Origin of the sequence: Bacillus pumilus, assembly GCF_024498355.1 — a bacterium.
Classification (GTDB): Bacteria; Bacillota; Bacilli; order Bacillales; family Bacillaceae; genus Bacillus; species Bacillus pumilus_P.
Window position 1 is genome coordinate 2147331 of the sequence record NZ_CP101833.1, and the last position, 16549, is coordinate 2163879.

14 protein-coding genes are annotated in these 16549 nt (G+C 42.1%); 1 reads left to right on the forward strand and 13 read right to left on the reverse strand.

Features of this window, described 5'->3' with window-relative positions:
* Positions 1-7: 7 nt before the first annotated feature.
* The 7 genes from NPA43_RS10850 to NPA43_RS10880 form a co-directional block, all read right to left on the reverse strand.
* Positions 8-991 (reverse strand): alpha-ketoacid dehydrogenase subunit beta, encoded by a 984-nt coding sequence (locus NPA43_RS10850; RefSeq protein ID WP_099726701.1) that lies wholly within the window; start codon positions 989-991, stop codon positions 8-10.
* A 12-nt stretch (positions 992-1003) separates the two neighbouring features.
* The gene (locus tag NPA43_RS10855) at positions 1004-1996 is read right to left on the reverse strand and encodes a thiamine pyrophosphate-dependent dehydrogenase E1 component subunit alpha (RefSeq protein WP_099726700.1); all 993 of its coding nucleotides are present in this window, start codon (positions 1994-1996) and stop codon (positions 1004-1006) included.
* A 17-nt stretch (positions 1997-2013) separates the two neighbouring features.
* The gene (gene lpdA / locus NPA43_RS10860) at positions 2014-3438 is read right to left on the reverse strand and encodes a dihydrolipoyl dehydrogenase (RefSeq protein ID WP_256498766.1); all 1425 of its coding nucleotides are present in this window, start codon (positions 3436-3438) and stop codon (positions 2014-2016) included.
* The gene (gene buk, locus NPA43_RS10865) at positions 3428-4549 is read right to left on the reverse strand and encodes a butyrate kinase (protein WP_099726698.1); all 1122 of its coding nucleotides are present in this window, start codon (positions 4547-4549) and stop codon (positions 3428-3430) included. Before buk ends, lpdA begins: the two co-directional genes overlap by 11 nt.
* A gap of 33 nt (positions 4550-4582) precedes the next feature.
* The gene (gene bcd, locus NPA43_RS10870; RefSeq protein WP_249705708.1) at positions 4583-5677 is read right to left on the reverse strand and encodes a branched-chain amino acid dehydrogenase; all 1095 of its coding nucleotides are present in this window, start codon (positions 5675-5677) and stop codon (positions 4583-4585) included.
* Between the two features lie 25 nt (positions 5678-5702).
* Entirely contained in the window at positions 5703-6596 is an 894-nt protein-coding gene (gene yqiS / locus NPA43_RS10875; protein WP_099726696.1) for a phosphate butyryltransferase, read from the reverse strand.
* Between the two features lie 126 nt (positions 6597-6722).
* On the reverse strand, positions 6723-8792 hold the full coding sequence (locus NPA43_RS10880; RefSeq protein WP_256498767.1) for a sigma-54 interaction domain-containing protein: 2070 nt from the start codon (positions 8790-8792) through the stop codon (positions 6723-6725).
* A 149-nt stretch (positions 8793-8941) separates the two neighbouring features.
* On the opposite strand from NPA43_RS10880, the gene NPA43_RS10885 reads away from it, so the two are divergent.
* Positions 8942-9178: a DUF2627 domain-containing protein gene (locus NPA43_RS10885; RefSeq protein ID WP_099726694.1), complete on the forward strand. Its 237-nt coding sequence runs from the start codon at positions 8942-8944 to the stop codon at positions 9176-9178.
* 34 nt (positions 9179-9212) lie between these two features.
* Here NPA43_RS10885 and NPA43_RS10890 read toward each other — a convergent pair whose 3' ends face one another.
* The 6 genes from NPA43_RS10890 to ahrC form a co-directional block, all read right to left on the reverse strand.
* On the reverse strand, positions 9213-9950 hold the full coding sequence (locus tag NPA43_RS10890; RefSeq protein ID WP_256498768.1) for a glycerophosphodiester phosphodiesterase: 738 nt from the start codon (positions 9948-9950) through the stop codon (positions 9213-9215).
* Positions 9951-10176: 226 nt separating this feature from the next.
* Positions 10177-11277 carry a Rap family tetratricopeptide repeat protein gene (locus NPA43_RS10895; protein WP_099726692.1) on the reverse strand — a complete coding sequence of 367 codons (1101 nt, stop codon included), beginning with the start codon at positions 11275-11277 and terminating at the stop codon, positions 10177-10179.
* A gap of 446 nt (positions 11278-11723) precedes the next feature.
* Positions 11724-12527: a sporulation transcription factor Spo0A gene (gene spo0A / locus NPA43_RS10900; protein ID WP_034319717.1), complete on the reverse strand. Its 804-nt coding sequence runs from the start codon at positions 12525-12527 to the stop codon at positions 11724-11726.
* A 284-nt stretch (positions 12528-12811) separates the two neighbouring features.
* Positions 12812-14089, reverse strand: a complete 1278-nt coding sequence (gene spoIVB, locus NPA43_RS10905) for a SpoIVB peptidase (RefSeq protein WP_256498769.1) — start codon at positions 14087-14089, stop codon at positions 12812-12814.
* Positions 14090-14287: 198 nt separating this feature from the next.
* Positions 14288-16021 carry a DNA repair protein RecN gene (gene recN, locus NPA43_RS10910; RefSeq protein WP_249705710.1) on the reverse strand — a complete coding sequence of 578 codons (1734 nt, stop codon included), beginning with the start codon at positions 16019-16021 and terminating at the stop codon, positions 14288-14290.
* 34 nt (positions 16022-16055) lie between these two features.
* On the reverse strand, positions 16056-16505 hold the full coding sequence (gene ahrC, locus NPA43_RS10915; RefSeq protein WP_099726688.1) for a transcriptional regulator AhrC/ArgR: 450 nt from the start codon (positions 16503-16505) through the stop codon (positions 16056-16058).
* Between the last annotated feature and the right edge of the window lie 44 nt (positions 16506-16549).

Consider the following 16549-nt stretch of genomic DNA (forward strand, 5'->3'; position numbering starts at 1 on the left):
CTCTTTCTTAAAACGCTGCTAGCTCTCTCATTTCAGCTTCTACCTTATCCGGATTGACCATGAAGAATTTCTCCATTGTCGGGGCATATGGCATTGGCGGGATATCAGGTCCTGCTAGACGTTTAATAGGTGCATCTAAATCAAACAAGCAATGCTCCGAAATGATCGCCGCAACCTCACTCATAATGCTTCCCTCTTTTGTATCTTCCGTTAAAAGAAGAACTTTGCCCGTTTTTGATGCCGCTTCAATAATCGCTTCCTGATCAAGCGGGTATACTGTTCGCAAATCGAGAATATGAGCGGAAATTCCGTCTTTTGCAAGGCGGTCTGCTGCTTGCAGCGCAAAATGAACACATAGGCCATATGTAATGACCGTGATATCATCGCCTTCACGTTTCACATCTGCTTTTCCAATAGGAAGTGTATAATCTTCTTCAGGCACTTCTCCTTTAATGAGACGGTATGCACGTTTGTGTTCAAAGAACAATACAGGATCTGGATCACGCACTGCGGCCTTTAAAAGACCTTTTACATCATAAGGTGTAGAAGGCATCACAATCTTTAAGCCCGGCTGATTGGCAAAAATCGCTTCGACCGATTGTGAATGATAAAGCGCCCCATGAACACCGCCGCCATAAGGTGCACGGATGACCATTGGACAGCTCCAATCATTATTTGAGCGGTATCTAATTTTTGCAGCCTCAGAAATGATTTGGTTGATAGCAGGCATAATGAAATCCGCAAATTGCATCTCTGCAATCGGGCGCATTCCATACATCGCTGCCCCAATACCTACACCAGCAATGGCTGATTCTGCAAGTGGTGTATCCATCACGCGCGCTTCTCCAAATTGCTCGTAAAGACCCGCTGTCGCTTTAAATACGCCGCCTTTTTTCCCGACATCCTCTCCGAGCACAAACACTTTCGGGTCTCGCTGCATTTCTTCTTTCATCGCCAGTGTAATGGCGTCTATATATGACATAACAGGCATTTTTCTTCCCCCTTACTCCGCATACACGTAACGAAGTGCGCTTTCTGCTTCAGCATAAGCTGCGTTTTCCGCTTCATCAGTGGCTTCGTTTACGATTTGCATGATTTCTTTTGTCATCTCTTCTTTCATTTCAGAAGTCATGACGTTACCTTCGATTAAATACGTTTCATATTGGATGAGCGGATCTTTCTTTCTCGCTTCGAGCACTTCTTCTTTTTCTCGATAGCTTGAATCATCGTCATCACTTGAATGCGCAGTTAAACGGTAAGAAATAGCTTCAATCAATGTTGGCCCTTCGCCTCTCGCCGCACGATCTCTCGCTTCTTTGACAGCTGCATATACTTCAAGCGGATCATTTCCGTCTACGGTGATGCCAGGCATTCCGTATCCAATCGCACGATCTGAAATGCGTTCACATGCCACTTGTTTGTCGTATGGAACGGAAATTGCGTACTTATTGTTTTCACACATGAAAATAACAGGCAGTTTATGCACAGCAGCAAAGTTGGCTCCTTCGTGAAAATCACCTTGGTTTGAAGAGCCTTCACCGAACGTGACAAAGCTGACAAAGTTTTTCTTCTCTAAACGTCCAGCAAGTGCGATCCCCACCGCATGAGGAACCTGAGTTGTGACAGGTGAAGATCCGGTCACAATTCGGTTTGATTTTTGTCCAAAATGACCCGGCATCTGTCTTCCGCCTGAGTTTGGATCGTCTTTTTTTGCGAAACCAGACATCATTAAATCTTTCGCTGTCATCCCAAATGCCAGGACAATCCCCATATCGCGATAGTAAGGTAATACATAATCTTCTTCTCTATTGAGCGCAAAGGCTGCTCCGACTTGCTGCGCTTCCTGCCCTTGACAAGAAATCACGAATGGAATTTTCCCAGAACGGTTTAACAGCCACATCCGTTCATCGATTTTTCTTGCTAGCAGCATTGTTTTATATATGTCAATTGCTTGTTCATCTGATAATCCTAATTCCTGATGACGCATGTTACTCATCATGTTTCCCTCCTTGATTAAAAATGGATCGCCTTACCGTCAACAGCAAGTGCTGCCTCGCCAATCGCCTCTGACAAGGTTGGATGCGGGTGAATTGTTTGCCCCACTTCCCACGGCGTTGCATCAAGTACTTTGGCTAATCCAGCTTCAGATATCATATCTGTTACATGAGGACCAATCATATGAATCCCTAAGATATCATCTGTTTTTTGATCGGCAATGATTTTGACAAATCCATCAGACTCCCCAAACACAAGAGCTTTTCCAATCGCCATGAAAGGGAATTTCCCAATCTTCACTTCATACCCTTGGTCTTTTGCCGATTGTTCAGTGAGTCCAACACTAGCGGTTTCTGGGTGAGAGTAAACACATTTAGACACGAGCGTTTCATCGAGCGGCTTCGGTTCTTTTCCGGCCATATGTTCCACGGCAATCATGCCTTCGTGTGAAGCCACATGTGCCAGCTGAAGCCCGCCAATGACATCTCCTATCGCATAAATATGTGATTCCTTCGTTTGATAATGTTCATTCACGACAATGCCATGCTTTTCTGTTTGGATCTCCGTATTTTCGAGCCCTATACCTTCAATATTTGGTACTCGACCGACTGAAAGAAGGAGTTTTTCCGCTTCAAACAACTGAATGTCTCCGTCCTTTTCCGCTTGAATCTTGACGAAATTCTCTTGCTTTTCTATTGTATCTGGCAGTACCTTCGCATTTGTGACAAAGGTGATACCTTTTTTAGATAAAAGCTTTTCCATTTCTTTAGAAATGTCTTGATCTTCTGTTGGCAAAATGCGATCTGCATACTCGATTACAGTGACTTTCACCCCAAAATCATTCAGCATGGATGCCCACTCGATCCCGATCACCCCGCCGCCGACAATCAGTATCGACTGAGGCAGCTCTTGCAGTTCAAGTGCATCATCTGATGTCAGGATGTGCGTTCCGTCTGCTTCAAGCCCAGGCAGCACGCGCGGTCTTGAACCTGTCGCAATGATGACCTGCTTTGGAATCAGCATTTCATTTTCATCCCCATTCGCCATTTCTACAGAGATGGTTCCTGGCATTGGCGAAAAGATAGATGGGCCAAGTATACGACCAAGCCCTTCGTATACATCAATTTTTCCTTGCTTCATTAAGTGTTTAACGCCGCCTGCTAGCTTTTCTACAATCTCTGCTTTTCTTTTCTGCACATTTGCAAATTGTAAGGCGATACCACTTGCCTCCACGCCGAAATCGGCCGCACGTTTAACCGTTTGATAAACTTCTGCACTTCTGAGCAGCGCTTTAGACGGAATACAGCCTTTATGAAGACATGTTCCTCCAAGCTGTGATTTTTCTACGACTGCTGTTTTCAATCCAAGCTGCGAGGCACGGATGGCCGCTACATAGCCGCCTGTGCCTCCACCAAGAATGACGAGGTCATATTCAGTTGCCATGACTTGTCACTCCTTTCTTTGTCCTTTGATCATTTGGGTATTCTTTCGGTGATTCTTCTTCTTTTAAAATACGAAGTGCACCTTCTGCTAAGGATTGCAATTCGTTTTCACCTGGATAGACAACGACATCTGAAATCCAGTCAATGTACCCTCTAATACTTGACGTAATTTGTTTGCTGTACGCAAGGCCGCCTGTTAACACAATGACGTCAACTGCTCCTTTCAAAACCGCACTAGCTGCACCAATTTCCTTTGCGATTTGATAGCACATCGCTTCATAAATAAGCGCTGCACGTTCATCTCCTGCTTCAATGATGCGCTCTACTTTGACAGCATCTGTCGTGCCGAGATAGCCCGCAAGACCACCTTCACCAATAATGCGCTTGAGCATTTCCTCTTGCGAGTATTCACCAGAAAAGCAAAGGTTGACGAGGTCACCGGTTGGAAGCGTACCTGCCCGCTCTGGGCTAAAAGGGCCTTCGCCATGAAGCCCGTTATTGACATCAATGACCTTTCCTTTTTCATGTACACCAATTGTGATACCGCCGCCCATATGCGTAATGATCATGTTCAAATCTTCGTAACGCTTTCCAAACGAAGCGGCTGTTTTTCTTGCGACCGCCTTTTGATTCAAGGCATGAAAAATGCTTTTTCTCTCAATCGTTGGCAGCCCTGAAATACGAGCAATTGGCTTTAGTTCATCCACTACAACTGGATCGACAATAAAAGCTGGGATATTCAGGCCGAGTGCAATTTCTCGTGCAATGATACCGCCTAGGTTGGACGCATGCTGTCCGGCATACCCTGCTTTTAGGTCCTCGACCATTTGCTCATTTACTTCATATGTGCCTCCTTCAATTGGGCGAAGAAGACCGCCGCGTGCACAAACTGCATCAAACTTTGAGATGTTCATCCCCTGTTCATGCAGGGTTTTCAGAATTGTTTCCTTACGAAATGAAAATTGATCAATGATATGAGGAAACTGCTTTAATTCCTCATCTGTATGTCTTAGTGTCGTTTCAAAGATGGACCGTTCATTATGAAACACACCGATTTTTGTTGAAGTAGAGCCAGGATTAATCGTGAGAATACGCCATTCTTTTGTTTGCAAAAACAAAACCTCCGTTTCAACTCATTCTTCAAATTAGCGACGACTTAAAATATGTTGACCATTTTGCAAGAATTGACTTCTTGATTTGCGCATTCTTTCAATTCGCTCTTCAGCCAATCGGTCTGCCGCTTTATAGGTTGGAATGGCATCACGGTTTGAAATTTCAATGACACGCTCAATATTTTGGTAAATGCCTTCGACTTTTTTCATTGCACGATCAGCATTATAACCGTAAAGCTCATCAGCAACGTTAATCACACCACCTGCATTGATGACATAATCAGGTGCATACACAATGCCCATTTCATGAATAAGATCCCCGTGATGAGTTTCTCTTAGCTGATTATTCGCTGCACCTGCAATGACTTTTGCCTTTAGTTTAGGAATCGTCATATCGTTAATGGTTGCACCTAGTGCACACGGCGCATAAATATCACATGCTTGATCATAAATATCGTCAGGGTCTACAGCTTTTGCACCGAAGTCTTCTACCGCTCGCTGAACAGAGTCTTTGTTGATATCTGTCACAATCAGCTGTGCGCCTTCTTCATGTAGATGTTTACACAGATTGTAGGCCACATTTCCAACACCTTGGACGGCAATCGTTTTTCCTTCTAATGAATCCGTCCCGAAAGCAGCTTTAGCAGCTGCTTTCATCCCTTTATATACACCATAAGCTGTGACAGGAGATGGGTTCCCGGAAGAACCAAACGCAGGAGAGATGCCTGTAACAAAGTCTGTTTCTTCATGGATAAGATCCATATCTTCAACAGTTGTTCCGACATCTTCAGCTGTGATATAGCGGCCATTCAGCCCTTGAATGTAACGTCCAAACGCACGGAACATTTCTTCATTCTTGTCTTTTCTCGGATCACCGATGATGACTGTTTTCCCGCCGCCAAGATTAAGCCCTGCTGCCGCATTTTTATAAGTCATCCCTCTTGCTAGACGCAAAGCATCTTCGATGGCTGCTTCTTCGTTTTCATACGTCCACATTCTCGTTCCGCCTAGTGCCGGCCCAAGTGTTGTATCATGAATCGCAATAATGGCCTTTAAGCCCGACTGCTCATCCTGACAAAATACAAGCTGTTCATAATCGTATCGTTCCATATATTTAAAAAGTTCCATTGTCTATTCCTCCTAATACTTCCGCTTAATTTGATGTACAGATAGCAAGTGCAATTGAATAGAGCTTACTTTCGGCTGAATCAGACCGGCTTGTTAAAGCGATCGGCGCCTTCGCTCCTGCCACTACAGCCCCAACCTTTGCATGCGCAAAGTAGATGAGAGATTTATAAAGGATGTTGCCTGCTTCAATTGTTGGCACAAGCAAAATATCTGCATGACCAGCTACATCACTCGTAATATTTTTATGAGAAGCCGCCGTTTGAGAAATGGCATTATCTAAAGCAAGCGGCCCATCAATGAGGCAGCCAGAAATTTGACCTCTTCGATTCATTTGGGCAAGACTTGCAGCAGTCAGCGTCGAATCCATTGCTGGGTTGACTACCTCTACCGCAGATAACACCGCAACCTTTGGCATGTCGTTTCCGACAGCATGTGCTACTTGAACAGAATTGATCGTAATTTCTTTCAGCATATTTAAATCTGGCGCGATGTTCATCGCAGAATCTGTTACATAGATAAAACGGTCAAAGCCTGGCACTTCGAAGGCCGCGACATGTGATAGGACACTCGCTGTTCGAAGTCCGTATTCTTTATTCAGTACCGCTTTTAAAAGAATTGCTGTCGGGACATTCCCCTTCATCAAAATATCTGCATGCTTCTCACTTACTGCCTGTACAGCGATTTTGGCAGATTCTTCGGGTGAATCAGAATGAATAATATCTATCCAGTCTTCATTGATTTCATGCTGTTTGACTCGCTCCTTCAGGTTGCGTTTGTTCCCAACCAGCAGGAAGCGAGCGACCTTTCGTTCAATTGCCATATTGATGGCATGAAGCACTTCTTCGTCTTCTGCATGAGCCACAGCCGCTGTTTTATTCTGCAGCTGCGAGGCTTTGATAATCAGATCGTCCAGCTTCATACATGCCCACCTTTCCTTGTGCTCGGTTCATCTTTTCTTTATGCAAGTTCCGTGCCAGCGTGAAACGCGAGGTAAATGAACCATTTCCCGATAAATGCGTGCATTTTTTTGCAGGTAACATGCATGTTATTGCATGCTATCTTTTGCAAGCTGATATTTATCCATTTTATAGTAAAGGTTTCGAATGCTGATCCCTAACGTTTTCGCTGTTTTGGTACGATTGAATTGATGCTTTTCAAGGGTTTGTTTAATTAGCTGCGCTTCAAATGCTTCAACGGCGTCCGAAAGCGTCTCACCCTCAAATTGGCTGACAGCAAGTTCCTGCTCTTTTTCTTCATGCTTTTCCGATTCCATGAATGCAATATGCCCTTCATCAATCCATTCTTCTTGCGGGTTCAAAAAGATCATAGCTCGTCCAAGCACATTTTCAAGCTCTCTCACGTTGCCTGGCCAGCTGTATGAACGAAGTCTATTAAGTGCATGTTCTGTTAAACCACTCACATTCCGTCCATAGTCTAAATTGATCTTCTGGATGAGACGTTTGCTTAATGAGTCAATATCTTCAAGACGCTGCCTAAGCGGGGGGATGGAGATCGGGTATCTGTTCATCCGATAATATAAATCCTCTCTGAACTTCCCTTCCGCCATCGCTTTTTCAATATTGACATTTGTTGCCGTGATCACACGCACATCCACCGGTATGGCTTTTGTTCCGCCTACTCTCACAATTTCTTTCTCCTGCATGACGCGAAGTAATTTCGCTTGAGTACTTGGGGACATTTCACCAATTTCGTCTAAAAAGATGCTGCCGTGATTCGCTTCTTCAAATAGCCCTTTTTTCCCGCCGCGCCTTGCACCAGAAAACGCTCCTTCCTCGTAGCCAAAAAGTTCTGACTCTAAAAGGGTCTCCGATAAGGCCGCACAGTTAACCCGTACGAAGCGGTTATATTTCCGGTCACTTTCATTGTGTATGGCGTGCGCAAACAGCTCTTTCCCAGTACCTGATTCTCCTCGGAGTAAAATGGTAGCCGGTGTTTTTGCACCTAGCTTTGCCTGCTCAAGTGCCACAAGCATTTGCTCACTTTCTCCAATAATGTCTTCAAACGTGTACTTGGCCTCTAGTGTCCGGATAAGCTGCCTTGCTTTATTTAATTCATTTGTGAGTGATTGAATTTCTGATACGTCGTGAATGACCCCGACACTGCCCTTGAGGATGCCATCAACGATGACTGGCGCTACGTTGACGATCACATCTTTTTTGTTTGGTCCGACTTTCATTCTGACGCCTCGAACAGGTCTTCTTGTTTCAAGAACCTTCAAGTGCATGCTTTCACCTTCAGAAATATCTGCACCTGCTGGTTTACCCACAATCTCTTTGTCCGTTAAACCGGTCATTTTCGTATAAGCACGGTTAATTAAGATCCCTTTTCCTTGCTCATCGACAACCGATATGGCTTCATCTGATGATTGAATGATGGCCTCAAGCATCGTTCGCACTTCTTTGAGGTTCGTGACTTCCTCTGCAAGCTCAACCGCATCTGTAATATCTTTAAAGATGGATAAAGCGCCGAGCATTCTCCCTGCGTCATCAATAATCGGCAGACGCGTAGTAACAATTTGAATTTGCTGATTCAAAAATTGTTTTTGGTTAAATTCTGGCTCTCTTGACCTTAAAATGTCGGGAAGTTTTGTATTTGGAATCACTTCTCGAATGTGACGGCCAATCGCATCTTTTTGTGAACGTCCCACCATTTTGGCAGCCGATCGATTAAATAGGACCACTTCTTCATCCATATTAATAAAAATCATGCCATCATTCGTTGCATTGAAAATGCGGTCATGTTTATAGGTTTGTTCCTTTAGCATTTGAATAAGCTGCTGCTTTTCTGACATTAATTCCGATATGACGTATGCCATCGAACTTGGAACAATGACAGTATGCTCTGGTTTTTTTTCAATCAGTTCCTTTAACACAGCAGAACGGCCAGTTGTTTCAATGATGATATCAATGTCTTCTTTTATGTATTCTTTCCAATCCGTTGTCGTATCAATTCCATTCTTTTTCGCTTCTACCATCCCCGGTGCCCCAAGATCAAGGTCAGCGATCGCGATGATTTGAATCATATTTGTTTTCAGCAATGTTTCAAGCAATGCTGATCCACCCTGTCCTGCACCGACAATCAAGACTCTCTGCATCCCGTTACCCCTTTGTATGAAAAAATTTGCACACCATATTTTTCCGTTGCAAAAAATTGCACAACTCTTATATTACCACGTTTTCCTTTCTTGACAAAATATTTTTTGAATTAGACAATGGAAGTAAATGACGATTAAGGGGACATTTGATGGGGAGAATACTTGCATTAGTGATTATTTTAATACCTGGCGCCTTTGCAGCACTTGGGATTAAGCTGCTGCGTGACACTGTTTTTGGCATCACCATTGCACCATTTCCATTTTTATGGCTGCAAGGAATTGCAGGGTTGTTATTTTTAGGGGGAGGTCTTTATGTTGTAGCTGGGTTTATTTTATATAGAGACCGTAAACGTAATAAAGTGACTGCTCGCTTTAAGCAAAGATAAACACGAAAAAAGACCCGCTGATGATAGCAGGTCTTTATTTCATTTCTTCTCTTAATTTCACCGCTCGGTCAGGAAAGTCAGTAAAAATTCCATCGACGCCTAAGGAGAACATGTTTCGCATCTGCTTCTCACTGTTTACTGTAAACGGCCTGATCACTTGCTTATCAGCATGGAGAGCCGACACGACCTCTTTCGTTACCCCAGCCCCCTTCATATTTGGATGGTATCCCCTTGCAGGTATTGTTTTTAAGTACATCTCGGGCTGATGAATCACATCCATCGTAAGTACCGCAAGTTCAATTTGCGGCATCAGCTTGTGGAAAAGAGCTAAACTGCCGTGATGAAAGGATGAGACAAGTACACGATCCTCAATTTGAAAGTGTTCGATTTGCTCTTTTACTTTCTCTTCGATCCCTGGATATCGATAAATGGAGTTTTTCAGCTCAATATTGATGATCAATGATGATTGCTGCGTAACTAGCTCCAATACTTCCTCTAAAAGGGGAATGGACACAGCACCTGTTTCTTCATAGAAAGAATGACTTGCATCTCCTGCTTTTAACTCTTCATATGTATGGTCTTTCACTAAACCTTTCATATTCGTCGTTCGGTTCAGCTTCTCATCGTGAATGACAGCCAGTCTGCCGTCTTTGGTCAACTGAACATCAAGCTCAATACCGTCAGCTCCAGAATGGAGTGCATGCTCAAAGGCGATCATTGTGTTTTCAGGATAGATTCCTTTATAGCCTCTGTGTGCGAAAATTTTCGTCATATGTCACCTCTAAATATGATGCTTACCTTCATTATGACGGGTCTTTTTCATTTTTTCCAGTTTGGGCACATAAAAAAACCTCTTCTTTTAAGTGCGAAGAGGTTGAAAGATAAATTCGATCACGTAATCGCTCTGATGGCTTGCTCTGTCATCTCTGCGTCGAGAGCAAAAAGGGAAGAAACAACTGCGACTGCTGTAACGACTGTTACACCTAACAACAACTTTTTCATAAGATAACCTCCACTTTCTTTTGAAGTATTTGTGCATCGAATTTCTTTTCAAGAAAACGAATGGCATTTTGATAGTCATTTCGTTCCTTGAAGTATTTCGATATTTGTTCAGACAAATCCTCAAGCTCCACATATAATCTATTTTTTTCTATGTAGTCTAATTTTTCAGAGAATACGTCTGCTGCTCCACTATTTTCGCACATTAAATCTAAAATTTCAAATTTTACTATATATTCATTATTTTGGATATCGCAGCTATACTGAATGCCCTCTTTGATATATTCTTTCGCCTCTTGATCTCCTAGATGAACTAAGGCATTTGCCAGAACATATAAAGATTGGATGTAATAATGGCTATTGTCGCGGTGAATTTGAATGCCCATTCCTTTTTTTGCATATTGTGCGCTTTTTTCATAATCAGGCTTTGCATAATAAAGGACCGCTAAATTGTGATAGCATTTCCCAATCAGCACTTCATTGTTAATGCGCTTACTTTTTTCAAGTGCCTCTTGATATTTATCCTCTGCTTCATCAAATTGGAACAAATCAATACAATTGCTGGCATGTAAAATTAAGCTGTCAATCGCCTGAGCTGTATATTCTTCATGCGCTTTGAACGTATCGATGGCTTTTTTAATATGATTAATGGAAATGAAATTTTGTTTCAGTTCGTAATAGATAGAAGCGACCTTATGGTGAAAAGTTCCCACTTCCAGATCTTCATTCACTCGTTTTAGGCGCTGTTCTGCAATTTTGTAAAAACTAATGGCTTCGTCATACTTCTTTACATACGCGGCGTATTGGCCTTTGTAAAAATAAAAATAAAAATTAATAATGTCATCTGCTTTCTCATCCAGCGTTCCGACAGTTTTCATAATTTGATTGGCTTTTTCAATATTTCCAAGTAACATTTCATGTCTGCCGTCAACAAGCTGATAATAAAGGAGAACTTCGCGGTCTTCATCTGTATTTTTTAGCAAATTCAGAATTTTCTCTTTATAGACAGCAGATTTTTCTAGGTCATTCTGAGAAATGACCCTCGTCCACTTGCTAATTTCGTTCGCTACCTCAGCAGAGTGGATTTTCAGCTTTCCCATAACCTCACCCTCTTCTTTTCATTATTATAGCATAGTAAAAGAATGTGAAAATTATTAAATTCGACAATGGGAATATTCAGTTCAAATGGCACAATCTCTAAGAAGCCAGTGACTTTAAAACGCCAACCAATCAGGTCAATAGAAATAGAACTTTCGATCTCATTTGCTTTATTTACCAATTCCATAAGACCTTTTCCTCTCATCCTTTTTCTTACGAATGAGCGTTTTCTTCTTCTACATCGATTGTTTGGCGTAGCTGATTACCACTACTTTATGTCTTTTCGATTTCTTTCATGCTTTATTTTTCATTTTATTCTGAAAATAAAGCAGCCCGTTTGTCCAATTTAAACATTAAGATGATTTTATCAACACAACCATTTTTTTACAATCTTTTTCAAAAATAAAAAAACGCCTCAATGAAGAAACGTTTTTTCATCTGAAATGAACTAGCTTGCTCTATGCTCTAAACGCAGACGATCAGCCACCATGGCAATAAATTCTGAATTGGTCGGTTTGGCTTTTGACATGCTGACTGTGTAACCAAAGAGTGATGAAATGGAATCGATGTTTCCTCTGCTCCAGGCGACTTCAATGGCATGACGAATTGCTCGTTCCACCCTGCTGGCTGTCGTGTTAAATTTCTTCGCGATGTCTGGATACAATACTTTTGTAATGCTGCCTAGAAGCTCAATATCATTGTACACCATAGAAATCGCTTCTCTTAAGTATAAATACCCTTTAATATGAGCTGGCACGCCAATTTCATGAATAATCGTCGTAATGCTCGCATCTAAGTTTTTACGTTTCGGTTCAGGTTTGTTTCGAAGGACACTGTTTTGGATAGATGAAGATCGATGGGTAACTTGTGTGCCGTTTCCACTGACTTGACGAATATGACCTACTAGGTTTTCCATATCAAATGGCTTTAAAATGAAATAGGATGCACCCAAATCGACTGCTTTTTTCGTTACATCTTCTTGTCCGAATGCCGTTAGCATAATCACACTTGGCTGCTTGGTCATATCAGAGTTTTCACGGAGTCGTTCCAGTACAGCAAGACCGTCTAAATGAGGCATGATAATATCTAAGAGGAGAACGTCGGGCTCTTTATCTTTAAATAATGTCAGACATTCCTGACCATTATAGGCCACGCCAAGTACTTCCATATCTTCCTGTCCCTCAATATACTCTGTCAAAAGGCCAACAAGCTCTCGATTATCATCAGCTACACACACTTTAATTTTCTCCACGTTCTTTCCTCCCCAATGTCGATTCCTTTAGTCTTTTGCATTTCTCTTCTGAGTGTTCAATTCGACAAAACCATGCTATCCCCTTTAAAAAACTTTAATTTTCCGAATAATAGAGCATTATCTAGCTTTTTCTACGTTTTTCTTAACGAATCGACGATTATTGCAATTTGACAACATACTATTTTCCATTTTGTCGAAAAATCTCTTTTTCCTTATTTTATAACATGACGGGAGAGAAAGAAAGGGTAGAAAAAAACTGCCGGAAGATTCGCGGCAGTTTTTGATCAGCTTGCTTTTTTGTTTTTTTGATAAAGATCGATTCCTGCTTCTGACAGCATCCATTCAATGTGTACGCCGTATCCGCTTGTCGGGTCATTGACGAATACGTGTGTGACAGCTCCAATGACTTTGCCATTTTGGATGATGGGGCTTCCGCTCATTCCTTGTACAATTCCGCCCGTTTTGTTTAATAATCGTTCATCTGTTATCTTCAGTACCATCCCTTTTGTGGCCGGGAATTTCTGCGGTGTTGTGCTGACGATTTTGATATCAAACTTCTCCACTTTATCATGGTCCACAACGGTTAAGATCTCTGCTGGACCTTCTTTTACTTCATTTGATAAAGCGACTGGAAGTGGTTTGTCCGCTACATGATTTTCGAGCTTTTCGGTTAATGTACCAAATATACCGAATGGACTATTGCGCGAGATATCACCTATCGTTTTTCGCTCGGAAGAAAACCTCGCCAGTTTTTCTCCAGGATTGCCTCCTGTGCCTTTTTCAATCGATGTGACGGTTGATCTGACAATTTCACCATTGTCGACAACGATTGGTTTTTTTGTATCCATGTCAGAAATCACATGCCCAAGGGCACCATATTTTTTAGAAGATGGTTCAAAGAAGGTCATCGTTCCGATTCCTGCTGCGGAATCACGAATGTAAAGACCAATTCGATAGGTGCCTTCACTTGCATCTTTTGCGGGTGTTAATGTTGTTTGAAAGGTTTTATGATCTCTTTTTATGAGTAATTGAAGTGTTTCACCCGTTTTCCCAGCTTTCTGAATAAATGGGGTGAGGTCATTCATTTTCTCCATCTTTTGACCATTTATTTGAATGATCATATCCCCTGATTGAATGCCTGCGGCTTCACCTGGCGATTTTTTGCCGTCTGCTGTTGTGATTTGATGAAAACCTACAACGAGAACTCCGACAGAGTGGAGCTTGACGCCAATGGATTGTCCTCCAGGTATGACTTTTAATTCAGGGAGAACATCGACTTTTGTTTTCTTAATAGGAAATCCTTTAAAATCATAAACAATTTCGGCTTTCCCCGCCTTTTGTCCGGTTACTTCAAGCTGATTCTTTTTCTCTGAAAGACTAAAGGCTGGTGAAGAAGTATTGGCTGAGGCTTCAATCGATGTCTCAATTGAGTGCTTTTCTTTTTCAAATACAGCAACTTTTGTTGGAATGCTGATATATTCCTTCACTATGCTCATAAACCCTGTACTTATTAAAGAAACAAGGAGAATCACACCAATGGCTTTTCTCATCTTTTCGGGCATTCATTTTTCACTCTCCTCGCTCCTTACCCACACCAGAACACTAATGTTTTGGCTACATCTATACTTTTGCCTTCTTCGCGAGGATTTATAACTGGCACATGTAGAAAATGATTGGATAAATTGATAAAAGAAAAAGACGATTTCATGCGTATATACAGCGAATTTTAGACAACATAAAAAAGGCAGCTGGTCATTCAGCTACCCTGTCGTTTTGACATCATTTGCTTGGTGCAATAATTCTTTTGCATGCTGTTTTGTCAGCTCAGTGACTTCCACACCTGCAATCATCCGGCCAATTTCACTCACTTTTTCTTCATGACTTAATGATTTGACATTCGTTAGTGTTCTGCCGGCTTTAGAGCGTTTAGAAATGAAAAGATGGGTATCAGCCATTGCAGCTACTTGGGGCAGATGTGTGATGCAGAGCACTTGTGATCCTGCCGCTACTTTATAAATTTTTTCGGCAATGGCCTGTGCGACCCTGCCGCTGACGCCTGTATCAACCTCATCGAAAATAATGGATGTGACTTCTTGTTTGGCTGAGAAAATACTCTTCACTGCCAGCATGACACGTGAAATTTCTCCACCGGAGGCTACTTTTGATAAAGATTTCATCGGTTCGCCTGGATTTGTAGAAATGACAAATTGTGCTTGGTCTATTCCGTTTTTTCCGAGCTGGACAGGTTTTCCGTCTAAAAGGGGGCAGTCCGTGCTGCCAAAGGGCGCATAGCGAATGGCAAAAGCCGTATCAAAGGATGATTTCTCCATATACAAATCCTTTAACTCTGCTTGGATTTGCTTCGCTAGCTTTTTGGCCCATTTTTTACGAAGCTCTGACACGTTGAGTGCTTCCAGCAGTGCATCGCGGCTCATTGCATCCAGTTTGTTTTTGAGCGTTTGCAGGTGGCTGTCTCGATTTTGGATTTGATCTATTTCTTCTTCAATCTTAGCCGCATACTCCAAGATTTCTCCAACCGTTGCGCCATACTTTCGCTTTAACTGCTTCATTTCATTCAGCCTAGACTCAATAAAGTCAAGACGCGCCGGGTCGAATTCTAACTGATCCAGCATGCTGCGCATTTGGAAGGTAGAATCCTCTAATAAGTAATAGGAGTTCGAAACTTGCTCAGAAAGCTTTTTTAGATCATCATTGATCTCAGAAACCTGCTCTAGCTCGCTTGAAGCCATCCCAACCCAATCAAGCCCTCCTTGCTCATTGCGCAGGGCGTTATACGCGTTTTGAAGCGAGGAATAAATTTTTTCGTAGTTGCTGATTTGATGACGTTCTTCCTGAAGCTTCTCATCTTCTCCCAGCTCTAATTGGGCCGCTTCAATCTCTTCCAGCTGAAATTGTAGTAAGTCTAAACGGTGCACCATTTCCTGCTCATTTTCTGACAGCTGTTTTAGCTTTTGAGCTGTCTTGGTATATTGATCATACGCTTCATGGTATTGTGATAAAGCAGGTACAATTTCTTCTGCCCCAAATTGATCAAGCAAATGCAAATGGTTTTCATCCTCCATCAACAGCTGATTATCGTGCTGTCCATGTATATCGAGCAAAAGCCGTCCTACTTCTCTCAGAAGAGAGATCGTGACAAGCTTGCCATTAATGCGGCAGATGCTTTTCCCGCTTTGATTCATATCACGGCGAAGAATCATCATTTCATCCGATGCATCAATTCCTTGCTCTTCGCATAGGTCAAATACAGGATGATCTGCCGGCACAAGAAAAAGCCCTTCCAGCTCTGCTTTTTTTTCACCGTAACGAACAAATTCAGATGATCCTCTTCCCCCGACAAGAAGTGAGACAGCGTCAATCATGATAGATTTTCCGGCACCTGTTTCCCCTGTTAGAACCGTGAGTCCTTTTTCAAATGAAACCGTTAACTCTTCAATGATTGCAAAGTTTTTAATGGTTAGTTCTGCTAACACTCATTTGACACCTCTTTTTGTAAACCTGATCTCTTTATAGAAGCTCTAAAATTTTGGTCGAAACTGTATCCGTATCATCTGGTGTGCGGCAAATAATCAAAATGGTATCATCTCCGCAAATGGTTCCCATAATTTCTTCCCAATCTAAATTATCCATTAAAGCACCGATGGCCTGAGCATTACCTGGCATTGTTTTCAGGACGATTAAATGGCTGGCAGCATCCATCTTAATAAATGCATCCATTAGTGAACGCTTCAGTTTTGACAGCGGGTTAAACCGCTGATCCGCAGGAAGGCTGTATTTATACGTTCCATTGTTCGTCGGTACTTTCACTAAATGTAACTCTTTAATATCTCTTGATACAGTCGCCTGTGTGATGTTATGACCATCGGATTTCAATATATCGACTAATTCATCTTGTGTTTCTATCTCTTGGCTTGCTATGATTTCTCTAATCTTAATATGCCTCTGACCTTTATTCATTTTGACCCCCCTAGGCGTTTGATTCTCATTTGTCTTTACGTTCT